Source organism: Pseudomonas syringae group sp. J254-4 (genome assembly GCF_032586855.1).
Lineage (GTDB): Bacteria > Pseudomonadota > Gammaproteobacteria > Pseudomonadales > Pseudomonadaceae > Aquipseudomonas > Aquipseudomonas amygdali.
Window position 1 is genome coordinate 121,073 of record NZ_JAWHOO010000017.1, and the last position, 19,702, is coordinate 140,774.

The 19,702-nt window shown below is 59.0% G+C and carries 13 protein-coding genes (1 of these 13 only partly in view); 8 read left to right on the forward strand and 5 right to left on the reverse strand.

The window, feature by feature from the left end; translation table 11 throughout:
* Nucleotides 1–5,417, forward strand: the end of a protein-coding gene (locus tag RYB09_RS19510; RefSeq protein WP_316889837.1) for a non-ribosomal peptide synthetase. Its footprint begins 12,370 nt before the window's first position; only the last 5,417 of its 17,787 coding nucleotides appear in the window; the start codon falls outside the window, past its left edge; its stop codon occupies nucleotides 5,415–5,417.
* A gap of 152 nt (nucleotides 5,418–5,569) precedes the next feature.
* Here RYB09_RS19510 and RYB09_RS19515 read toward each other — a convergent pair whose 3' ends face one another.
* The 3 genes from RYB09_RS19515 to RYB09_RS19525 all read right to left on the reverse strand — a co-directional run bounded on the left by RYB09_RS19515 (nucleotide 5,570) and on the right by RYB09_RS19525 (nucleotide 8,788).
* Nucleotides 5,570–6,238, reverse strand: coding sequence for a helix-turn-helix transcriptional regulator (locus tag RYB09_RS19515; protein ID WP_057403628.1), 669 nt, complete (start codon nucleotides 6,236–6,238; stop codon nucleotides 5,570–5,572).
* A 280-nt stretch (nucleotides 6,239–6,518) separates the two neighbouring features.
* Complete coding sequence (locus RYB09_RS19520; RefSeq protein ID WP_316889840.1) at nucleotides 6,519–7,955, reverse strand: coniferyl aldehyde dehydrogenase; 1,437 nt, start codon at nucleotides 7,953–7,955, stop codon at nucleotides 6,519–6,521.
* Nucleotides 7,956–8,107: 152 nt separating this feature from the next.
* Nucleotides 8,108–8,788, reverse strand: coding sequence for a TetR/AcrR family transcriptional regulator (locus RYB09_RS19525; protein ID WP_316889842.1), 681 nt, complete (start codon nucleotides 8,786–8,788; stop codon nucleotides 8,108–8,110).
* Nucleotides 8,789–8,951: 163 nt separating this feature from the next.
* Here RYB09_RS19525 and RYB09_RS19530 point away from each other — a divergent pair, with 163 nt between their 5' ends.
* The 7 genes from RYB09_RS19530 to RYB09_RS19560 are packed head-to-tail and all read left to right on the forward strand — an operon-like array spanning nucleotide 8,952 to nucleotide 15,913.
* A complete protein-coding gene (locus RYB09_RS19530) occupies nucleotides 8,952–9,377 on the forward strand; it encodes a DUF2147 domain-containing protein (protein WP_058401555.1) in 426 nt (141 codons plus the stop codon).
* Between the two features lie 28 nt (nucleotides 9,378–9,405).
* Entirely contained in the window at nucleotides 9,406–10,287 is an 882-nt protein-coding gene (locus RYB09_RS19535; RefSeq protein ID WP_316889844.1) for a TorF family putative porin, read from the forward strand.
* Between the two features lie 10 nt (nucleotides 10,288–10,297).
* Nucleotides 10,298–11,926 carry a xylulokinase gene (locus tag RYB09_RS19540; protein ID WP_058401556.1) on the forward strand — a complete coding sequence of 543 codons (1,629 nt, stop codon included), beginning with the start codon at nucleotides 10,298–10,300 and terminating at the stop codon, nucleotides 11,924–11,926.
* A complete protein-coding gene (locus tag RYB09_RS19545; protein WP_058409313.1) occupies nucleotides 11,923–12,606 on the forward strand; it encodes a class II aldolase/adducin family protein in 684 nt (227 codons plus the stop codon). The genes RYB09_RS19540 and RYB09_RS19545 overlap by 4 nt, the downstream gene beginning before the upstream one ends.
* Nucleotides 12,603–14,084 carry an aspartate aminotransferase family protein gene (locus RYB09_RS19550; RefSeq protein ID WP_016981328.1) on the forward strand — a complete coding sequence of 494 codons (1,482 nt, stop codon included), beginning with the start codon at nucleotides 12,603–12,605 and terminating at the stop codon, nucleotides 14,082–14,084. The genes RYB09_RS19545 and RYB09_RS19550 overlap by 4 nt, the downstream gene beginning before the upstream one ends.
* Nucleotides 14,085–14,094: 10 nt before the next feature.
* Nucleotides 14,095–14,715, forward strand: a complete 621-nt coding sequence (locus RYB09_RS19555) for a class II aldolase/adducin family protein (RefSeq protein WP_219171765.1) — start codon at nucleotides 14,095–14,097, stop codon at nucleotides 14,713–14,715.
* Nucleotides 14,716–14,737: 22 nt separating this feature from the next.
* The gene (locus tag RYB09_RS19560) at nucleotides 14,738–15,913 is read left to right on the forward strand and encodes an MFS transporter (protein ID WP_122259888.1); all 1,176 of its coding nucleotides are present in this window, start codon (nucleotides 14,738–14,740) and stop codon (nucleotides 15,911–15,913) included.
* Nucleotides 15,914–16,123: 210 nt separating this feature from the next.
* Here the strand turns inward: RYB09_RS19560 and RYB09_RS19565 are convergent, their stop codons facing one another.
* Both RYB09_RS19565 and RYB09_RS19570 read right to left on the reverse strand, forming a co-directional pair.
* Complete coding sequence (locus RYB09_RS19565) at nucleotides 16,124–17,035, reverse strand: hypothetical protein (protein WP_257605792.1); 912 nt, start codon at nucleotides 17,033–17,035, stop codon at nucleotides 16,124–16,126.
* Between the two features lie 139 nt (nucleotides 17,036–17,174).
* Nucleotides 17,175–19,702: hypothetical protein (locus RYB09_RS19570; protein WP_316889851.1), on the reverse strand; the 2,528-nt coding region annotated here is incomplete at its 5' end.

A 19,702-nucleotide genomic window follows, 5' to 3' on the forward strand; every position in this document is an offset into this window, starting at 1 on the left:
CGCAGTTGGCGGCCTTGCCGGGTATCGAAGAATCGCTGGTTCTGGCCCGCGAAGACGAGCCTGGGCAACCACGTCTGGTGGCGTACTTCATCGAACACGCCGCTGCCTCAGCCATTGAGGTCGCCGGACTGCGTGCCGAGATGCTGGCCCGTCTGCCAGGCTATATGGTGCCGAGCGCCTTTGTACGCCTTGATGCCTGGCCGTTGACCGCCAATGGCAAGGTGGATCGCCGCGCCTTGCCCGTACCGGACCGCGACGCTCTGCCGGGGCGTGAATACGAGCCGCCGCAAGGCGAACTGGAAATAGCCGTTGCCGAGATCTGGAGCGATTTGCTGCAGGTCGAGCAGGTAGGGCGCAACGATCACTTCTTCGAACTAGGCGGCCATTCGCTACTCGCCGTCACCCTGATCGCTCGCATGCGTCGTCGCGGCATGGACGCAGATATTCGCGTGTTGTTTGCCCAGCCAACCCTGGCGGCCCTGGCCCGCGCCATCGGTAACGGCAGTCAGGTGAAGGTTCCGGCCAACCTGATTGGTACGGATTGCACCTCGATCACCCCGGACCTGTTGCCCTTGGTGAAGCTGGACCAGGCAGGCATTGATCGCGTCGTCGCCAGCGTGACCGGCGGTGCGCCCAATGTTCAGGACATTTACCCGTTGGGGCCTTTGCAGGCAGGTATTTTCTATCATTACCTGTCAGCCGGTGAGGATGACCCTTATCGCTTGCAAGCGCGCTTTGCGTTTGCCGACCGCTCACGGCTGGATGCCTTTTGCCAGGCGCTGCAGCAGGTCATCGCGCGTAACGACGTGCTGCGTACTTCGCTGTGCTGGGAAGGCCTGGAAACACCTGTGCAAGTGGTATGGCGTCATGCCGACCTGCCGGTGATCGAATTGCCGCTGGCGGCACTGGCCGACCCCGAACCGCTGGACCTTGTCCGTGCACCGCTGCTGCGTCTGGTGCACGCTGACGACCCGGACAACCAGCGTATCGTCGCGGTATTGCTGTTCCATCACCTGATCATGGACCACGTCGCCCTCGACCTGCTGAGCCGGGAATTGCAGGCAGTACTGCTGGATCAGCAGGCGCAACTGCCCGCGCCAGTGCCTTACCGCAATTACATCGCGCAGACCTTGCTGGGCGCGGGTGAGCACGCGCATGAAACGTTCTTCCGCGAGCAATTGGGTGACCTGGACGAACCCACCCTGGCGTATGGCCAGACTTCGCTGCCGGGGCCGGAGGTTCCGAGTGACGCCAGGCTGCGCCTGGATGCAGCGCTGAGCCAGCGGCTGCGCGATCAAGTACGGCAACTGGGCGTCAGCCCTGCCAGCCTGATGCATCTGGCCTGGGCTCAGGTATTGGGCCGGTTGTCCGGACGCGACAAAGTGGTGTTCGGCACCGTACTGCTCGGGCGCCTGAACGGCACCGAGGGGGCAGAGCGTACGCTCGGGGTGTTCATCAATACCTTGCCGCTGCGGATTGACCTCTCCGGTCAGACTGCACGCGACGCGGTGTTGCAGACCCACCTGCGTCTGACCGGATTGCTTGCCCACGAGCATGCCTCGCTGGCAATTGCCCAGCGTTGCAGCGCCTTGCCTGCGGGCGCGCCGTTGTTCAGCGCGTTGTTGAACTACCGCCACAGCACTGCGCCCGGAGAACACGACGAGGCTGCCGAAAAAGCCTGGCAGGGGATCGAACTGTTGCAGGCCGGTGAGCGCAGCAGCTACCCGTTGACGCTCAGCGTCGATGACCTGGGCGAGGCGTTCGACCTGTCGGCGCTGACTACGACGGGCATCGATGCCCGGCGTGTCTGCGCTTACCTTTCCTGCGCCGTAGAGAACCTGGTCATTGCCCTTGAGCAAAAACTTACCGCGCCGATTCAGTCGCTGAATGTTCTGCCGGGCGCTGAACGAAACGAACTGCTCGATGGCTTCAATGCCCAAGCGCTCAGTCCAGAGAACTCGCTGACCATTCATCAGCGTATTGAGCAACAAGCGCTTGATCAGCCGAACGCTGTGGCTGCCCAGGCAGGTGACCAGCGCTTGAGCTACGCGGAGCTGAATAGTCGCGCCAACGCACTGGCCCATCACCTTATGGGCTTGGGCGTACGTCCGGATGACCGTGTGGCGGTAGTGGCGCGGCGCGGGCTCGAAACACTCACCGGCTTGCTGGCGGTGTTGAAAGCCGGGGCGAGCTATGTCCCGGTCGATCCGGCACATCCGGACGAGCGCATCGGCTACCTGCTCGAAGACAGCGCGCCTGTGGTGGTGCTGGCTCAGTCCGGCCTGCTGGCGCGTCTGCCCAGCCTGGCTGTACCGGTGGTTGTTCTAGATCGCCCGGACTGGTCGCAACGCACCGACAACCCGCATATTGCGGATATGGCCACGTGTCACCTGGCTTACGTGATTTACACCTCGGGGTCCACCGGGCTGCCCAAAGGCGTGATGGTCGAGCATCGGACGCTGAACAATCTGGTGGACTGGCACTGTCAGGCATTCGATCTGCGTGCAGGCAGTCATACCGCCAGCGTTGCCGGGTTTGGTTTCGACGCAATGGCCTGGGAAGTATGGCCTGCGTTGTGTGCCGGTGCAGTGTTGCATCTGCCGCCTGCGGAGATTGGCAACGAACAGCTGGATGTGTTGCTCGACTGGTGGCTGGCGCAACCTCTGCAAGTCGCGTTTCTGCCGACACCGGTGGCCGAATATGCATTCAGCCGTGAGTTGCGTCACCCGACCCTTAAAACCCTGTTGATTGGTGGCGACCGTTTGCGTCACTTCAATCGGGACCCTGGTTTCGCGGTGGTCAACAACTACGGCCCGACGGAAACTACGGTCGTTGCCAGCTCTGGCCTGATGGAGCCGGGCAAGGTCTTGCACATCGGCAAGCCTGTTTCCCATGCGCGGCTTTATGTATTGGATTCGCAGGGCCAGCCAGTGCCGCTCGGGGTGCCCGGCGAGTTGTATATCGGCGGCACAGGCGTAGCACGTGGCTATCTGAACCGCCTGGACCTGACCGCCGAGCGCTTCCTTGATGATCCGTTCAGCGACAGCAGCGAGGCCAGAATGTACCGCTCCGGCGACCTGGTTCGCTGGCTGGCTGACGGGACCCTTGAATACCTGGGCCGCAACGACGATCAGGTCAAAATCCGTGGGGTGCGCATCGAGCTGGGCGAGATCGAACAGCACCTGGCGCAATGCCCGGGCGTTGGCGAAGCCGTTGTGACTACGCAACATCTGGAAGATGGCTCGTTGCGCTTGGTGGGTTACTTCACTCGTCGCGACGCTGCGCTCGAAAGCGCTGCATTGAGAGCGCACCTGTTAGGGCAATTGCCGGAATACATGGTACCTGCAGTCTTTGTCGGTCTGGATGCACTGCCGTTGACCCAGAATGGCAAGGTCGACCGCAAGGCCTTGCCAGCCCCGGACATGGCCGCGCTGGCGAACCTTGCTTATCAAGCGCCGACTACGGCATTGGAGAAGCGTCTGGCGCAGCTGTGGGCCGACGTTCTGGAAGTGGGCCGAATCGGCAGACACGACAGCTTCTTTGAGCTGGGTGGCCATTCGCTGTCGGCGATCCGTCTGGTCAGCTTGCTGCAAAAAGCAGGCTTGCCACTGTCCCTGGCCGAGTTGTTCCAGCACCCGAGCATCGCAGCGCTGGCCGGATTGCTCGACCAGCGTCCGACCCCCTCGGTCGAAGCTCAAGAGGTCGTCACGGTACGGGCAGGTGGCAGCGAACCGCCTCTGCTCCTGATTCATGACTTCACCGGTCTGGACGCTTACTTTCCGGTCCTTGGACAACACCTGCAGGGCGACTTCCCGATCTACGGCTTGCCGGGGGTTGGCCTGGGCCAGCAGCAATTGCGCACCATGGAATGCCTGGCGGCGCGGCTGGTGGAACGTATTCGGCAGGTCCAGCCACGCGGTCCTTACCGGCTGGCAGGCTGGTCGTTTGGCGGGGTTCTGGCCTATGAAGTGGCAACTCAACTGCTCGGTATGGACGAGCCCGTTGCATTCCTCGGCCTGATCGACAGCTACGTGCCGCGCCTGACTGATCAGGGCAAGGCACGCTGGCAAGGACCTGACCTGCTTGAGCGGCAATTGCTGTCGCACTGCATCGCGCACTGGAAAACCCAGGGCGTGGCGGGTGCTGCTGCATTGGCGCGTCTGACCTCGTTGAGCGGACAGGCGACCCTGCCGGACTTTGAAACCCTACTGAAACTTTGCCGCGACGAGGAACTGCTGTACGAGGAACTGGCGCAGGCCAGCGATCAACAATTGCATCACTACCTGGACCGGGAAGTGGCGCACGGTCACGCCCTGGCGCATTACCAGCTGGAACCGCTCGGTTTGCCGATCCACCTGTTCTGCGCAGAGCAGCGTCCAATGGCACCGCCAGGCACCAGTCCTACACTGGGCTGGGGCGAAGTCCTGCCAAAAGGCCAGTTGCGTTGTGTCAGCGTGCCTGGGGATCACATGACAATGATGCAGGCGCCTCACGTGGACACACTCGGTCGGAGCATCAGTGCGGCGTTGCATGGAGTACCCGATACACCACCGTCGACACCGGCTTATCAATCGCTGCTGGCCATCCAGAGCGGGCGGGATGGGCATGCGCCATTGTTCTGCGTGCCGGGTGCCGGTGACAGCGTCACCAGTTTCATCGGACTGACCGAAGCGCTGGGGCCGGACTGGCCTATCTACGGCCTGCAGCCGCGCGGTCTGGACGGCCGCAGTGCTCCGCACAGCAGGGTGGAAGCTGCAGCGCAGAGCCATGTGCAAGCCATCGAAGCAATGTATCCACACGGCCCATTGCATCTGGTTGGGCATTCCTTTGGTGGCTGGGCGGCGCATGCCATGGCCGTCAAGCTTCAGGCTCGTGGTCGCGAGGTTGTCTCGCTGACCCTGATAGACAGCGAAGCGCCTGGTGGCGACGGACTGCGCAGCAAGCCCTATACCGCGACGGCAGTGCTGGAGCGGCTGATCGAAGCGCTGCAGTTGTCCGCTGGCAGAAGCCTGGAAATCGATCCTCAAATGTTTGCCGACAGCGATGGAGACACTCAACTGCACCTGCTGCAACAGGCCATGGTGCGCGTCGGGTTGTTGCCACCGCGCCTGGCAGCACAGGCACTGCAAGGGATTGTTCGTACGTTTGCCAGCGCCATAAGGACTGTCTATCGGCCAGAGCCCGGAGGCTACAGTGGCAGGGCCAGCCTGGTACTGGTGGATGATCCGCAGCTGGATGCTCTGGACAATCAACTTGAGCAGGCGTCATCTGCAACAGGGTGGCAACACCTGATGCCGCAACTGACGCCATGGCAGGGACCGGGCAATCACTTCAGCGTCCTCAAGGCACCAGACGTATACAGTCTGGCGGCCTGGTGGTACGACGGATTGGCAATTGGCGTGGGAGAAGCGCAATGAACCGTTTGACAGGACGCAGGCGTCAGGCAGGCGACAAGCCAGGCCAGCGCTACCTGCAGTAAGGCGCATGGGCGGGGTGATCGATATCACCCCGTCCTGTGGCATTGGCTACCTATTCTGTCTGTTACTCAAACAGTGCTCTTGAACGGCGTTCAGCAGGCTGAACAAGCGCTTTCCGATGAGCCATACATCCAGCGCATCAGCGAGTGCCGACCGCTGATGCCCAGTTTGATGGCGGCGCGGCGCTGGTAACTGCCTACCGTATTGACCTTGAGCGCAAGCCGTTCGGCCTGCTCGATTGCGGTATGACCGGCGAGCAGACCGATGCACACCTGCATTTCCCGCTCGGACAATGTCATACCTGTTTCGCGCAACCGGTCATGAAAACGCTCTTCGACGCTTTCGGTTTTTTTCGGTTCGACAGTGATCATTGTCATTTGCAAGGCATTGACATGCCTTTCGAGTATCGAGAACAAAAGCGGTGAGATAGTGCTTAGCTGACGACGTTCATTGTCCGAAAACTCATGCGCTGGCAGCGCCCTGAAGACGGTGATCTTGCAGCTGAAGTTCTCCGAGGCCTGCGCAGGATAAAGATGGATCGAGTCGCTGAGCAGCAAGGTGCCGCGTGAGGACGTCACCGTTTCGTTGAAGACTGTGGGTTCCGACGCGGGCAGCGTTTGCCAGGGCTGTGGCAGTGAGGAAAGGTGGGTGGCATCCACGGCAAGCTGAGTATCGATAAGCTTGTGGAACATGCTGGAAAAATGGCCGCTGCCGATGCTGGCTATGGCCCTGCCTATGTGGGGTAGTAATGTGTGTGGCATTGAGTCATCCATGATTTCAGAAATGCTGACACTAGCTTAGACGTCAAACGCAAACAGCGGTCACATCAACTTGGCTGTGAGTGATGTGGCCGCTAGATGCCTGCGTTAGATGCCTTTTAGAACACGGCTAGTTGAAGTGCGCAGAGAATAACGCTCTGATGTTACATAAATACTGGATCATCACAAACAGTGATCATCATTGGCTGCCTGGAAGGCAGGGCAGGAGCTATATCGTGGCGGGGCGACATCCTGTCACCTGACGCGGTTGCTCGGAAAACGTCTATTTGCCGAGCATGAGGCGGGTTACAAGGCGTGTCAGCCGTCCATAAGGTGCCGAGACCTTGTCAGACATGTTGAAGCGACTCAACTTGAGAACGCCGCGAGCATGGGACAGACGAACGAAGCCCTCATAGCCGTGATAGGCCCCGGTGCCACTCTGCCCGACGCCGCCGAACGGCAGATCATCCTGAGTGGCGTGCAGCATGGTGCCATTGATGGTCACACCGCCGGATTGCGTCCGGTTCAGCACCTGGTCCACGGACGTCTGGCTGTTGGAAAAACAGTAGAGGGCCAGAGGCGAGGGGCGATCATTGATAAAGCTAATGGCTTCATCCAGGGAGTCATAGGCAAGTATCGGCAGCAGCGGACCAAAAATCTCTTCCTGCATCAGGTCGGCGTCAAGCGGTACATCCGTGAGCGCCATGGGCGCAATCTTACGTTCGTGGGTCGACACCGGCGCACCGTGTTGCCATGCCTTCGCCCCTTTTGAGAGGGCCTGGTTGGCCATGCTCACGAGCCGGTCGTGGTGGCGCTGGGAGATGATCGAGGTGTAGTCCGGATTACCTTCGAGTGTCGGGTAAAGTTTTTTCGCAGCAGCCAGCCACTCGCCGGCAAAACTGTTTACATGTTCGCGCGGGACCAGTACGTAGTCGGGTGCCACGCAGGTCTGCCCGGCGTTGAACAGTTTGCCGATAGCAAGCATCCGTGCCGCTTTTTTAATCGAATAGTCATCGCAGATCACTACCGGTGATTTGCCGCCCAGCTCCAGTGTCACCGGCGTCAGGTTACGCGCAGCCGCCGCCATGACATGGCGACCTACGTGGGTCGACCCGGTGAACACCAGGTGGTCAAAGGGCAGCTCACTGAACCGGCTTGCCAGCAGGGCATCTCCAGTGACTACTGTGACCTGCTCGGCAGAGAACGTTTCACCCAGCAATTGCTGGAGCAGCTCAGAGGTTCTGGGGGTCAATTCCGAAGGTTTGATCATTACCCGGTTGCCCGCTGCCAGTGCCTCTATCAAGGGCACCAGTGTCAGCGTCAGCGGATAGTTCCAGGGCGCGAGAATACCGACTACGCCCAGCGGCTGATAAATGACCCTGGCAGTCGCAGGCTTGAAAACAATACCCACCTTGCGTCGGGAGGGCCGCATCCACGCCTTGAGATGCGAACGAATGTGCTTGATGCCATTGATGACAGGCATCAGCTCGCCGAGCCTGGTTTCAGCGAAGGAGCGGTTGCCGAAGTCTGCGCTGACCGCTTCAAGCAACCTGTCCTGATTGTCGCTGACCACTCGCAAAATGGCGTTGAGGTCGGCGATTCGTTGAGCGTAGGAGGGCACCCCTTGCGCGCGAACTGCAGCTTTCTGCGCCTCGAACAGCTCGGTTAGCCCCGGAGCGGGAGACGGCGTAGTGGGCGTGATCCTTGCGGGCTGATTCATGAAGCTGCTCCTGTGGCTGCGTGTTTTTATAAGATAGATGCAGTGTTGCGATTACGTTCTGGCTCACGTAACCGTACAGAGCCATCGCCAACCTATGAAGGGGCGATCCGGCCGGTTCAAGTGGCCGAAACGGTCAATCTGGTCTCGCGTATTCATCTGTCAGGTGCAGGTTCGGGATCAAGGCGATCCAGATGGCTGACGATCATCGCCGCTACCATGGCGCAGGTCTTCGCCGGGTCGAGAGGCTCATCGAACAGCAATTCGATGGTGGCGTGAATCATCTCGACCGCCACACGGGCAACCATGGCTATCTGCTTGGGATCAGCCTCGGGAATAGCGCTGGCAATGATCGCGGCCTGGGCCTTGGACACCCTGCGGTGAGAGTCGAGCCGCACATGCTCCAGCGCAGGAACTGCCCTTAAAGCCTTCAGCGTCCACATGCCGCCCAGCGTGGCGTCGGTAACCCGGTAAGTATCCAGAATCAGTTCGGCAAGCGCCTGCTCCAGAGCCTGCGGCGTACCTGCGATCAGCTCGGGGGTGATCCAGTGATCAATCCGCCCGTTCTGCTTCTCCAGCAGACGCTCACCAAGAACCGTCAACAGCGCGTATTTATTGGGGAAATAGCGGTACAGCGCTGGCGGTGTAAGGCCTGCCCGTTCGCACACGAGATTGGTCGACAAGCGCTCTATGCCGACCTCGCACAAGGTATTTGCCGTGGCGACCAGAATGCGTTCGTAGGTTTCAGTGGCGCGTTGCTGCGCAGGCAGCTTCTTGCGCTCGAGGGTTTTTCCTGCGACCTGCGCAGGAGAGGGTTCAGTTTTCAGCCTGGCCATAAGTACCTGTCAAAAAAGAGTGGGGCGCCAGCAGGACGGTCGAAAAAAACAGTTGCTCCACGATAAAATGATAGCTATAACTATCGTGTAGCGATGACTATCATAACTGAAGCGTCGTTAGTGTGACGGTTTGTTAAAACAAAAAATAAAAAAAGGTGACGCTATGAACGCACGGCAATGTCTTTTCCTCTCTTCTCTTCTGATGTGCTCCACCGGTATTCACGCTGCTGCGGGTCCGCTGGAGGCAAAGGGCCTTTGGTTGACGGCGGAAAAAGACGCCGTGGTCAAGCTTGACGACTGCGCAGACAAGGCAGGCGCCATCTGCGGGCAGGTTGTCTGGGTCAAGGATGTTGCCTCGACGTCGAGTGACTGCGGTGTACAGATTCTACAACTGACCCGCTATGACCAGGATGCCTGGCGCGATGGCTGGGTGTATGACCCCCGTGATCAGAAAAAATATAAGGGCGCCGTCCGGGTCAAGGACGGACGCCTGAATGTAAGGGCTTTTGTCGGCACCGAAGTTCTCGGCAAGACAGAGCAATTCGAGCGTATCGCAACACTGCCTCCTGCCCCGGTTTGCAAATTGTAAATCCGGCCCTTCAGCGTGGGAGAGAATCATGCGCACTTATACAATTCGCTATGTAATGGCTGCAGCATTGTGCTCCGCAGCAGGCAGCACCCTGGCTATCGCCGATGAAATGTCGAGCTACGCGGTGGATATCACCGCCAAGGCCAGCTCGGACATTCGCACCCGCGGCATTTCCGATTCCCTGAATCGCCCAGGGGCCAGAGTAACCATTCAGGTTGCTCATGAAACAGGCCTGGTGGCGCTTGCCGAATTTTCTACGGTCAGCAAGAAGCAGTTCCTCGACGGTGATGGTCTGGGAGTGCTGCTCGCAGGGGGTTATCGCTTTGGCGATCCTGATGCCTGGCACTATGGTGTAGGGCTGGCGGCGGAGATGTTTCCGGGGGCTCAGTTCAAAGCGCCCAATCGCTTCGACTTCGAGACCTTCACGCCGGGCGATGAGCATACGACCAATTACAACAGTCAGTTTGCCGTCCTGGAAATCGGTTATGGCGCACTTGAAGGCCGAATTGCCCGGGTGCTGTCGAAGAACTACCGAGGTGCCAACAGCGGTGGCGTGTGCGGTGCGCAATTGCAGTTCCGTGAAGACCCGACCAAGGGCCTGGAATGCTATGCCAAGGGTGACCAGAACTCCCGAGGCAGCATGTTGTATGACCTGGATTATAAATACGCGCTGGGCATCAATACCAACCTCAAACTGCACGCCGGTTATCAGCAGATCGCCAACTTTTCGGAAGCGAACTTCGCTGACTACGGCGTAGGTCTGGTCCATCACTGGTGGGGCTTTGACTGGGGACTCGACTGGGTGACAACCAAGACCCGGGCGCGTGAGCTGTATATGGCCGAAGACGACGGACATGTGCGAACCACGGATGGCAATCGCTGGGTGGCGTCGATTTCCCGCACATTCTGAGTAGACCTTTATGACTTCGCTTTTCATTTCCCGGACGCCTGAGGCGGTTACCGGCCTGGAGCAACTCGTCCTCGCGATTGACCTGGGAACGTCCGGCTGCAAGTGCGCACTGGTCTCCATGGAGGGAGACATCCGGGCCTGGGCGTTTCACGGTGTGCCGTTGCATGTCAGTGGCCTGAGTGCAGAGCAGGAGCCGGAGGACTGGTGGAATGCTTTCATGCTTGGCGCCAACGAGTTGCTGGGAGCTGACCCGCTCAGGCGCCGTCAGGTGGTGGCCATCTGTTGCTCCACGCAAAGCGAAGGCACGGTCTGTGTCGACCGCAATGGCGCCGCGATTGGCCGGGCACTGCTGTGGCTGGACAAGCGCGGCGCCGACTCCATCAAGCAGCGAATGGGCGGAGGCTGGTGCAATCTGGGCGGCTACGGGCCACTCAAGCTCTGGCGTTCGTTGCGACTGACAGGCGGGGTGGCGTCTCTGTCCGGGATGGACTCGGCCGGGCACATGGCCTACATCCTTGATCATGACCCTGCACGGTATGAAAAGACCCACAAATTCCTGAATGTGCTCGACTACATGAACATGCGGTTGTCGGGTCGTTACTGTGCGACAGGCGACTCGATGCTGACCGCCTGGATTACCGACAATCGGGACCCTCACCGCATTCGCTACGATGACGGGCTGATAAGGGCACTGGGCATCGACGCCGGCAAACTGCCTGAGCTGGTGGGCTCGACCGAAGTCATCGGCACATTGAAAGCCGAGCTGGCAGATGTGCTGGGGCTACCTCGATCAACGCCAGTGGTTGCAGGTGCCGTAGACACTTCGGCAGTGGCTGTTGGTGCCACGGTGCGGGACTTTGCTCCGCACCTTTACCTGGGCACCTCGTCCTGGGTAGGTGCTCATGTACCGTTCAAGAAATCCAGTGTTCGCCACCATATTGCTGCGGTTCCCAGTGCGGTCAAGGGCCGTTATCTGGCAATGGCCATGCAATCGGCTGCAGGCGCCAACCTGTCGTTTCTGCGTGACAAGGTGCTTTACCACCCGGACGAGCTGTTGAGCGACGAACAACAGCCGGATGTATATGCCTTGCTTGACCGTATCGCAGCGCGCGTGCCTCCGGGTTCGCGGGGGTTGATCTACACGCCATGGCTGTGTGGCGAACGCTCCCCGGTCGGTGATCCGAGCCTGCGTGCCGGCTTGATCAACCTGAAACTCGAACATTCCAGGGAAGACATTATCCGGGCCTTCATGGAAGGCGTTGCCCATAACACACGCTGGATGCTGGAGCCGTTCTCGCGGTTTATCGGCCAGTCGAGCGGAATCATCGTCGCCACCGGCGGCGGAGCGCAATCGGATGTGTGGTGCCAGATCATGGCCGATGTCTGCGGGCGGGTCATTCAGCAACCGCACAACCCCATTCAGACCAACGCCCGCGGAGCGGCATTCATTGCTGCAGTAGCGCTCGGGAAGTTGCAGTTCAACGATCTTCCGACACTGCAAAGGCCGCATCGACTGTACGAGCCATCCCGGTCAACCCGAAACCTGTATGACGACCGCTTCGCCACGTTCAAGGAAGTCCGCAAACGCCTGGCACCGCTGTATCGCAGGTTGAACCCATCGCAGGAGACGACACCATGAACAATGTCCAACAACAGATCGTCGACCTGTCGCGGCATCTCTCACGCCGCGGCTTCTTCGCCGCCACCGGCGGCAACCTGGCGCTGCGTATCGACGCGCTGCACATCGCGGTTACACCGTCGGCCACCGACTATTTCAGCATGCGACCGGAGGATGTCTGCGTCCTGCGGCTCAAGGATCTGCAGCAACTGTCGGGTGAACGTTCGCCTTCGGTGGAAAGCGAGTTGCACGCCAAAGTCCTGCGCAGTCGCCCGGATGTCAATTGCAGTATCCACACCCACCAACCCCTGGCCAGCGCCTGCACATTGTTCGGCAAAGCGCTGGACGTGCCTTACCCGCCGCTATGGAAATCGCTGGGCAAACGCATTCAATTGGTGGGTTACGCGCCGTCCGGCTCCGGCTGGCTGGCCGGCAAGCTCGGCAGGGCAATCCGGCCGGATCACAACGTTTACCTGATGCGCAATCACGGCGTTCTGTGTTGCGGTGCGGATATCGAGACAACCCTGATGCGCCTGGAGGACCTGGAAACATTCTGTCGTGATCACCTTGTCAACCAGATCAAAGTCAATACCCGTGGAAAACCTGAGTCACGCGCTGCAATAGCCCGCCTGATCGACGCCCTGACCAGTTCCAGCTCGCACGCACTCAGCCCTCAGACTTTTTCAGAGACTCAATCATGAACAAACCTCTTGATCCTGCCAGCATGCCTGCAATTCCCGAATCGGCCGTATCGCAATGGCCGGACGTCGACTCCCTCTACCGCCGGTTCGACGAACTGGTGAAGCAGCCCATTCGCCCGATCAAACGCGAAGCAATGAGCAAGGTCATGGGCTATTTCGACGAGCGCTGCCAGGGCTCGAAGCGTCTTTCCGAGGCAGCCAAAAAAGTCATACCGGGAGGTGTGCAACACAATCTCGCGTTCAACTATCCGTTTCCGCTGGCCTTCGCCCAGGCTAAAGGTGCGCACCTGACGGATGTCGACGGCAATCGCTACACCGATTTTCTACAGGCAGGTGGCCCCACCTTGTTGGGTTCGAATCACCCGGCCATTCGCGAACAGGTCAACCGTATTCTTGATGAATGCGGGCCGGTGACCGGCTTGCTGCATGAATACGAGGTCAAGCTGGCCGAACTGGTCTGTGAAGTGATGCCCGGTGTCGACATGCTGCGCTTGCTGGGCTCGGGCACTGAAGCGGTGATGGCAGCGGTACGCCTGGCACGCGCTTACACCCGCAAGAAGTGGGTGATCAAAATCGGCGGCGCCTATCACGGCTGGAGCGACCAATTGGTCTACGGCATGCGCCTGCCGGGCACCGGACGCATGGAGGCGGTGGGTATTCCGCGAGGCGCTACGGCAAACACCCAGGAGAGCCCGCCCAATAATCTGGATGCATTACGCCGCAGGCTGCAGATCAATCGCCTTCGTGGCGGCACTGCAGCGATTATGGTCGAACCCTTCGGCCCGGAAAGTGGCACACGCCCGGTACACGCCGACTTCAACCGACAGTTGCGTGCGCTGTGCAACGAATTTGGCGCACTGCTTATTTTCGACGAAGTGGTCACCGGGTTCCGTGCGGGGCTGGGCGGCGCACAAGCTTATTTCAATGTCATGCCGGACATCACGGTACTGGGTAAGTGTCTGACGGGAGGCTACCCGATGGCGGGTGCCATTGGCGGACGCAGAGACGTGATGCAACTGCTTGCCGGTGGCATTGGCACATCCTCGCGAAGGGCGTTCGTGGGCGGGACGCTGTCGGCCAACCCGCTGTCGTGCGTCGCCGGTTATTACGCGCTGCTGGAGGCGCGCCGCCTGAACGCGCCGGCGCTGGCGGGCAGGGCGGGCGACCGCATGCGCGCAGGACTTGATGAAATCATCAATCGACGTGGCTTGCCTTATGTTGCCTACAACATGGGCTCCATCGTGCATCTGCAGACTTCCGGTGTGCTGCTGCTCGACACCAGTAATCCGCTCAAGCTGCTGAGGGCACGCAATGAGGCCAAGACCCGCAAGCACATGATGGAGGAGATGGGGGCCGCGTATACCGCTCATGGCCTGATCACCCTCGCGGGCAGCCGTATCTACACCAGCCTGGCAGACACCGACGACGTCATTGATGACGCGCTCGAGCGGTTCGACGCCGTTTTTCAACTGGTGTGAGGTGAGCACCATGCGCGATTTACTTCGAAAGCAGTGGTTTGAGCTGCGCGAACGGATGATGGGCCAGGTGGACTCACACAGCAGTATTTCATTGCGCTTGCCAGGCGAGCAGGGCATGTGGCTAGGGAAACTCGACGATCTGGCACCGCAGGCTGTCGCGTTTGCCGATTCCGCAGAGGATGAGCGCCAGACCCACGCAGCTATCTACAGGGTTCGTGCCGATGTCGGCGCAATCCTGATCGGCGGTGGGGCCTTTGCAAAAAGCCTTGTCGATTTTGGAGGTGTCCTGCCGATTCTATTTGATGAGCAGGCACGTCACATAGGCCACATGGGTTCGCCCGCCAGTGCTGATAGGCCCCTGGCACATGCATTGACGCGTGGCGGGAATGCCGCGGTTATCGATGGAATCCCTGCTGTGATGGGCACCACAGGCCCTCGAATGGTGCTCAACGCAGAATTGTTCGAAAAGTGCGCCAAGGCCTACACCCTGGCCAAGGCGTGCGGCGCACACCTCACGCTACTGCCCTGGTGGGTGGTGCTGGTCGCCAACGGAAGGCTGATGAAAGACGAGAAGCGGGCGGCGCAGTGCTTTGCCGAAGGCAAGATCCCACCAGAAACCCGCGGTTACTAAAACTTCTCAAGAGGCGCATGCCATGCAAACGTCGTCCGCTGTAACTCGCAGGCATTTGAGTGCCGCATTGGCACTGGGCTCTGTCGCGGTATTGATGGTGGGGCTGCAGCCGCTGCTGCTGGGCGAATTGCTCGCGCAAAACCATGTGTCGCTTGAGGGCGTAGGGCTGGTCGCCATGGGCGAAATCGTGGCGCTGGGGCTGGGCGTGGTACTGGGTGACTTGCTGCGGTCAATGCTCAACCTGCGCCTGCTTACGGTCATTGCCATTCTGTGCGCAGCCGGAATGGACCTGGTTACGGCCAACGTCACTGGCGACGGACCGTTAACGGCGGCCCGCTCGCTGGCGGGACTGGCCGAGGGGCTACTGTTATGGGGGGCCGTGAGCCTGATCGTTCAGGGGCCTGCGCCGGATCGGGTGGCAGGAGTGTTCATGGTGGTTCAGACACTGGCTCAGGCACTGATAGCCGCAGCACTTGCATACCTGATATTGCCTGATCAAAGCGTTTACGCAGGCTTTGTGTTTCTTGGAATCCTGACCGCAGGCTCCGTGCTGTTCGTTGCCTGGCTACCCAAACGGTTGCCGCAACAGCCTGACAAGCAACCGGAAGTATCAGGCTTCAAATGGAACCTGAAGCAGGTGCTGCTATTGATGTTGGTGTTCATGCAGCTCTCGGCGGTAGGCGGTCTTTGGGCGTACCTGGAACCGCTGGGCATTCACGCAGGGCTGGATGCGCACTCGGCTCAATTGCTTGTCTCGGCGATGCTGTTCATGCAGGTCCTGGGCGGCTGTCTGGGCATTTTGCTGGTGCGCCGGGTGCCTGACTATTCGATGCTGGCCGCCGCAGCACTGCTCTTGGCGAGCATTGCGCTGGGCATGTACATAACGGCTGATCGGGGCGTAAATGTATTTCTGGGCCTGTGCGGTCTTTTTGCCCTGATCTACCTGATGCTGACGCCGTTTCAGGTGCGCATCGCGCTTCAAATCGACCCCTCGGGACGCATCGCCGGGCTCATTCCGGGCATGCAACTGCTCGGCTGCGCATTCGGACCGTTGCTGGCGTCGCAGTGGGTGTCTGGCGACAACGCTCAACCGGTGCTGCTGGTCAGTGTCTGGCTGTCGGTTACGGCGCTGTTTCTGGTTGCGCTGTTGCACCGGCGGGCAGCCAGTCGAAGGGTTGGCGTTGCACGCAGAGCTTGAACCGTGCGCGAGCAGCAGCGGCGGAGGCATTGCACTTGAAAGGCACGCCGCCGCCTTCGGAGTTGTTTTGAAACTGGTGGTGTCTGGATTGTTCAGGTGATGCTGCTGACATGCAGACTGCCGCGACGCATTTGGGCACTTGCCGAAAGCGCTATGCCTCTTCAGCTTGTGACATTGAGCGTAGAACCACCGCAGGCGTGAGATGGCACCTCAAGATCCGTAATCCACATACCGCGCCATAAGGTTAGGGCGGCTAAACGTATCGATCGCATAAACCCGCTGCCACATGGCATCAACCTCGGCCTTGAACGTGGCGTCATCCATGTCGATCCAGTAGCGAGGGTTGCGGCCGCGCTGCTGATCGTAGCTGGCAGTGACCGGGTCCAGGTGCCGGTATGGTTCAAAGAGGGGGATGTCCGGAATCGGGCCGCTGGTGTCCATATAGTTTTGCAGGAAGTCCCAGAGTGCGCAGGGGCGTTGCTGGACGTCGTCGGTGTTCATCAGCATATGAAAATTGATCTTACGGTCTTCATAGCGATGCTGAAGCAGTAGCCCGTATGTAGGACCGTGAAGATTATGGGTGGTGGTCATGTAGGCATCGAACTCATAAAAAGGCGCAACGAATTCCTCGATCACACCTTCTTTTCGATGGCGTTTATAGTCGAATATCGTGACCAGACCGGTTCTGCGATTAAGTTCCCAGTCTGGTCCCTTTGGTGCACGAAACCAAACGCGAGGGAAGTGGTAAATGACGACATGGCTGATGAGCCAGAGGAGTGATGGGATACCTACGAATACAGGATAGACGCTTAGCAAAAGCTCAACGCTTACATTCTGCCAAGATAGATGAGATGCATCAATGGCTACCAGATGCGTGATGAGCAATGGTAGAAAAAGTACGATTAAACTTCCTTTTGAAAATTGCAGCATGATCAGCCAGAACTGTGATGTAGACGGAAGTGGCGCGAATCTGAAACGTTCATTGTCGCACTTACTGTGTAGATTAACGCCTTCAAAGATAGCGGGTACATAGGTACCGTTTGCCTGCTTTTCCTCCTTTTCTTTTGCGACTTTCTCCCAGAATCTCATGCTTTCCGGGGTAGAGTCCTCAAAGAGTTTCATTGACGCTGTCTGTTGTGTGCAGCCCCAAGGCATGCGTATAGAACATGCTGGGGAGGAGTTCGCTCGCAACGTTGATATCTGTTCAGGAATAGTGTCAGGCCGGAAGGTCTGCGACCCGTAATAGGCGCTCTTGTTTGAGTCAGTCATTGGAAGAGGTCTTATGAGCTTCTTCATCAGCCCAGAATGGTTGGTTGATTTTGTTGAAATTGGGCGTTGCCCAATCTCGACTGTATTGAGTCGGGTCTTTGACCGGAGGGGCAGGGAAATAGAGTTTTTTACCTCCGCTGTCCACGATGAACTGTGCCCTCACGGCCCATTGGTAATAGTGTCTGCTGCTGCCTGTAGATGATCCTTGATTAGCGGGCGTGGCAAAAAATAGCTCCAATGCGTCCACGTGAAGACGCTGTGCCTTAGGGGTTTCAAGTCTGTCAGCGATTTCAATTTCTGCACGATAAGGTACGCCTTGGATATTCGCTCTTTCGGTAACGCGGCATAACTTGCAGCCCGCCTGAATGCTCAGGCTGCCGAGACTGCCGATAAGCCCTGGCAAGCGACTCTGCAAGCGAATTATCGTGTCTGCGCTGCGTACGGCATGCGGGATGTCTGCATGAGTATCAAATTTGGCGTTCTGTTCGTAAGCCGGATTTTTTTGTATTGAGATACTGATGCCGGCAAGCAGGCTGGTCAGTCGGTAAAAGGACTCCGAAGGGTCCTGTAAATAATGGTCAATCGAACGGCTCTCGCCAAATGGGCCGTTGGCCAACCATGATTCCAGCGCCGTTGAACTCAGCAAGATGACCAGGCCTACGCCCACTCCGACCAACAGTAATGCGGCCCAACCCAAAGCGGTGAGATTAAGGAGAGTTACAGCCGGCCCGAACAAGGTTCCCAGCGAACCTGCTAGACCACCTAGAGATATCAGCAAATATCCGTACAGCGCTTTATCGTTCCATTGCCATGCTTGCCACGCATCTATTGCATTCACTGCGGATAGAGTTACTCCGGAAACAAAAATACCTATTATCCGACCCGTAACTGAATGAATGAGTTTTTTGGCTAGCAACTCACCAAAGAAAATCGCTGTCTTTTTTGAATTGATGTTGAATAAAGTTTTCCGCCCTAAAGAAAATAATGTTTTTTGACTGGCCAGCTTGACCGCCAAGGCCTCAGCCGCAATTGCTAAATCCAATAAGGCTCCTCCCAATCCCGCGCCAGCTCTCAGAAATCCTTTTTCGCGTATTGACTGCGCAAACGCCTCACTCTCCGAACTCACATTCCAAACCTCCAGCATCAACACCGCCAGACAGAACGGTGTCGACCCCAGCACCCGATAAGCCGCCTTGTTCTTCTCCGAATCCAGCCCCTCAATGGCCTCACTCAGCCCGCTCTTCGCCCGAATATGACCCAGCTCCGCGTCACCCACCGCGCCTGCTGCTTCCCGAACTTTTTTAAGCGTTCGGTTCATGTCGCCGATCACCTGCGCGGTTTTGTGGCCGCGTGGGATCACCAGCACCAGATGGTCGCCCTTGGGCAGGCGGGTAGAAGAGGGATGCGGAGGGGCAATGTCGCCGAAGGGCGTTCCGTCGGGTCTCAGGTATTCGCCGTAACGTGTTTTTGGCAGCGACTCCCGGCCGGGCAGGTCTTCCAGACCGAATATGTAGTGTTGCGGCGTGACCTGATTACGGCGGATCAGGAAGGCCGCACCGAAATGCTCGGGCATCATGCTGCGCAGTTGTTGTACGCCTCGGCCCTGGCGGTTGACGTTGATCTTGTCGGCGTTTGCACCGAGGCGTTCTTGCATCTGGGCCAGTCGGTCGTTTGCCGACCGGACGTTGGCATTGGCGCTGTTTGCATTACCTTTGGCTGACGCAAGAGTCTGGCTGGCTTTGGCGACGGCGTTCGCAGCGCCATCTGCGGCGCTTTGCAGGTTTTCAAAGATCCCGACCAGCGCCGCTGTTGTGGCTTTGCCGTTGTTGATCAGGAAGAAGTTCTGCAGGCTTTCGCCCGCCAGCAAGTTAGCGAGGGTGGTGGCGTCCAGTGTGACTTGGGCGATGGGGTCAGGCGCTGGCTGAGTCTCGAAACGGGCCAGTTCGGTGGCGCGAAAACGGCCGTCGCCTTTGTTCTCGTCATCTGTAACCGGCACGACATAAGGCGCGCAAGCGGTCTGTAGATCGCACTCGGGCCAGAGCATGAGGTGCAGTGGCGATGTGTCATCGCTTGCGGTCTGGTTCAAAAATTTCTGCCCAAGGCTCACGGCCTGATCCCATAGCCCAACCCCCGTGACCGCATCCACCATGTCGCCTCCGGGGGCCAGCGGATCGACGTTGGATGGCAGCAGCGCGAGAGTCGCCAGCGTCCGACTCAACTCATACATCGCCGCCACGTAGTCGAAACCTTCAAGGCTCAGGTGATCCGCCAGCATTTGCTCCGTGGCCCTTTGTTTAAGGCTGGCGACCAGCGCGTCCTGAGCACTGAGCATGTGCCGCCAGACCACCGCGCGCTGGACCGTGGCCGTGCATTGGTTGATCGCTCGTCTGCCCGGCTCATGCAGCTTGGCCATCGCCGCATGCAGCGGGTTTTCCTGACCGCGAATACTGCGCGGCACCACCAGTTGCTGCACCAGCAACGCGCTGGCATGGTGTGGGTGAAGAACGGCGTGTCGGGCGC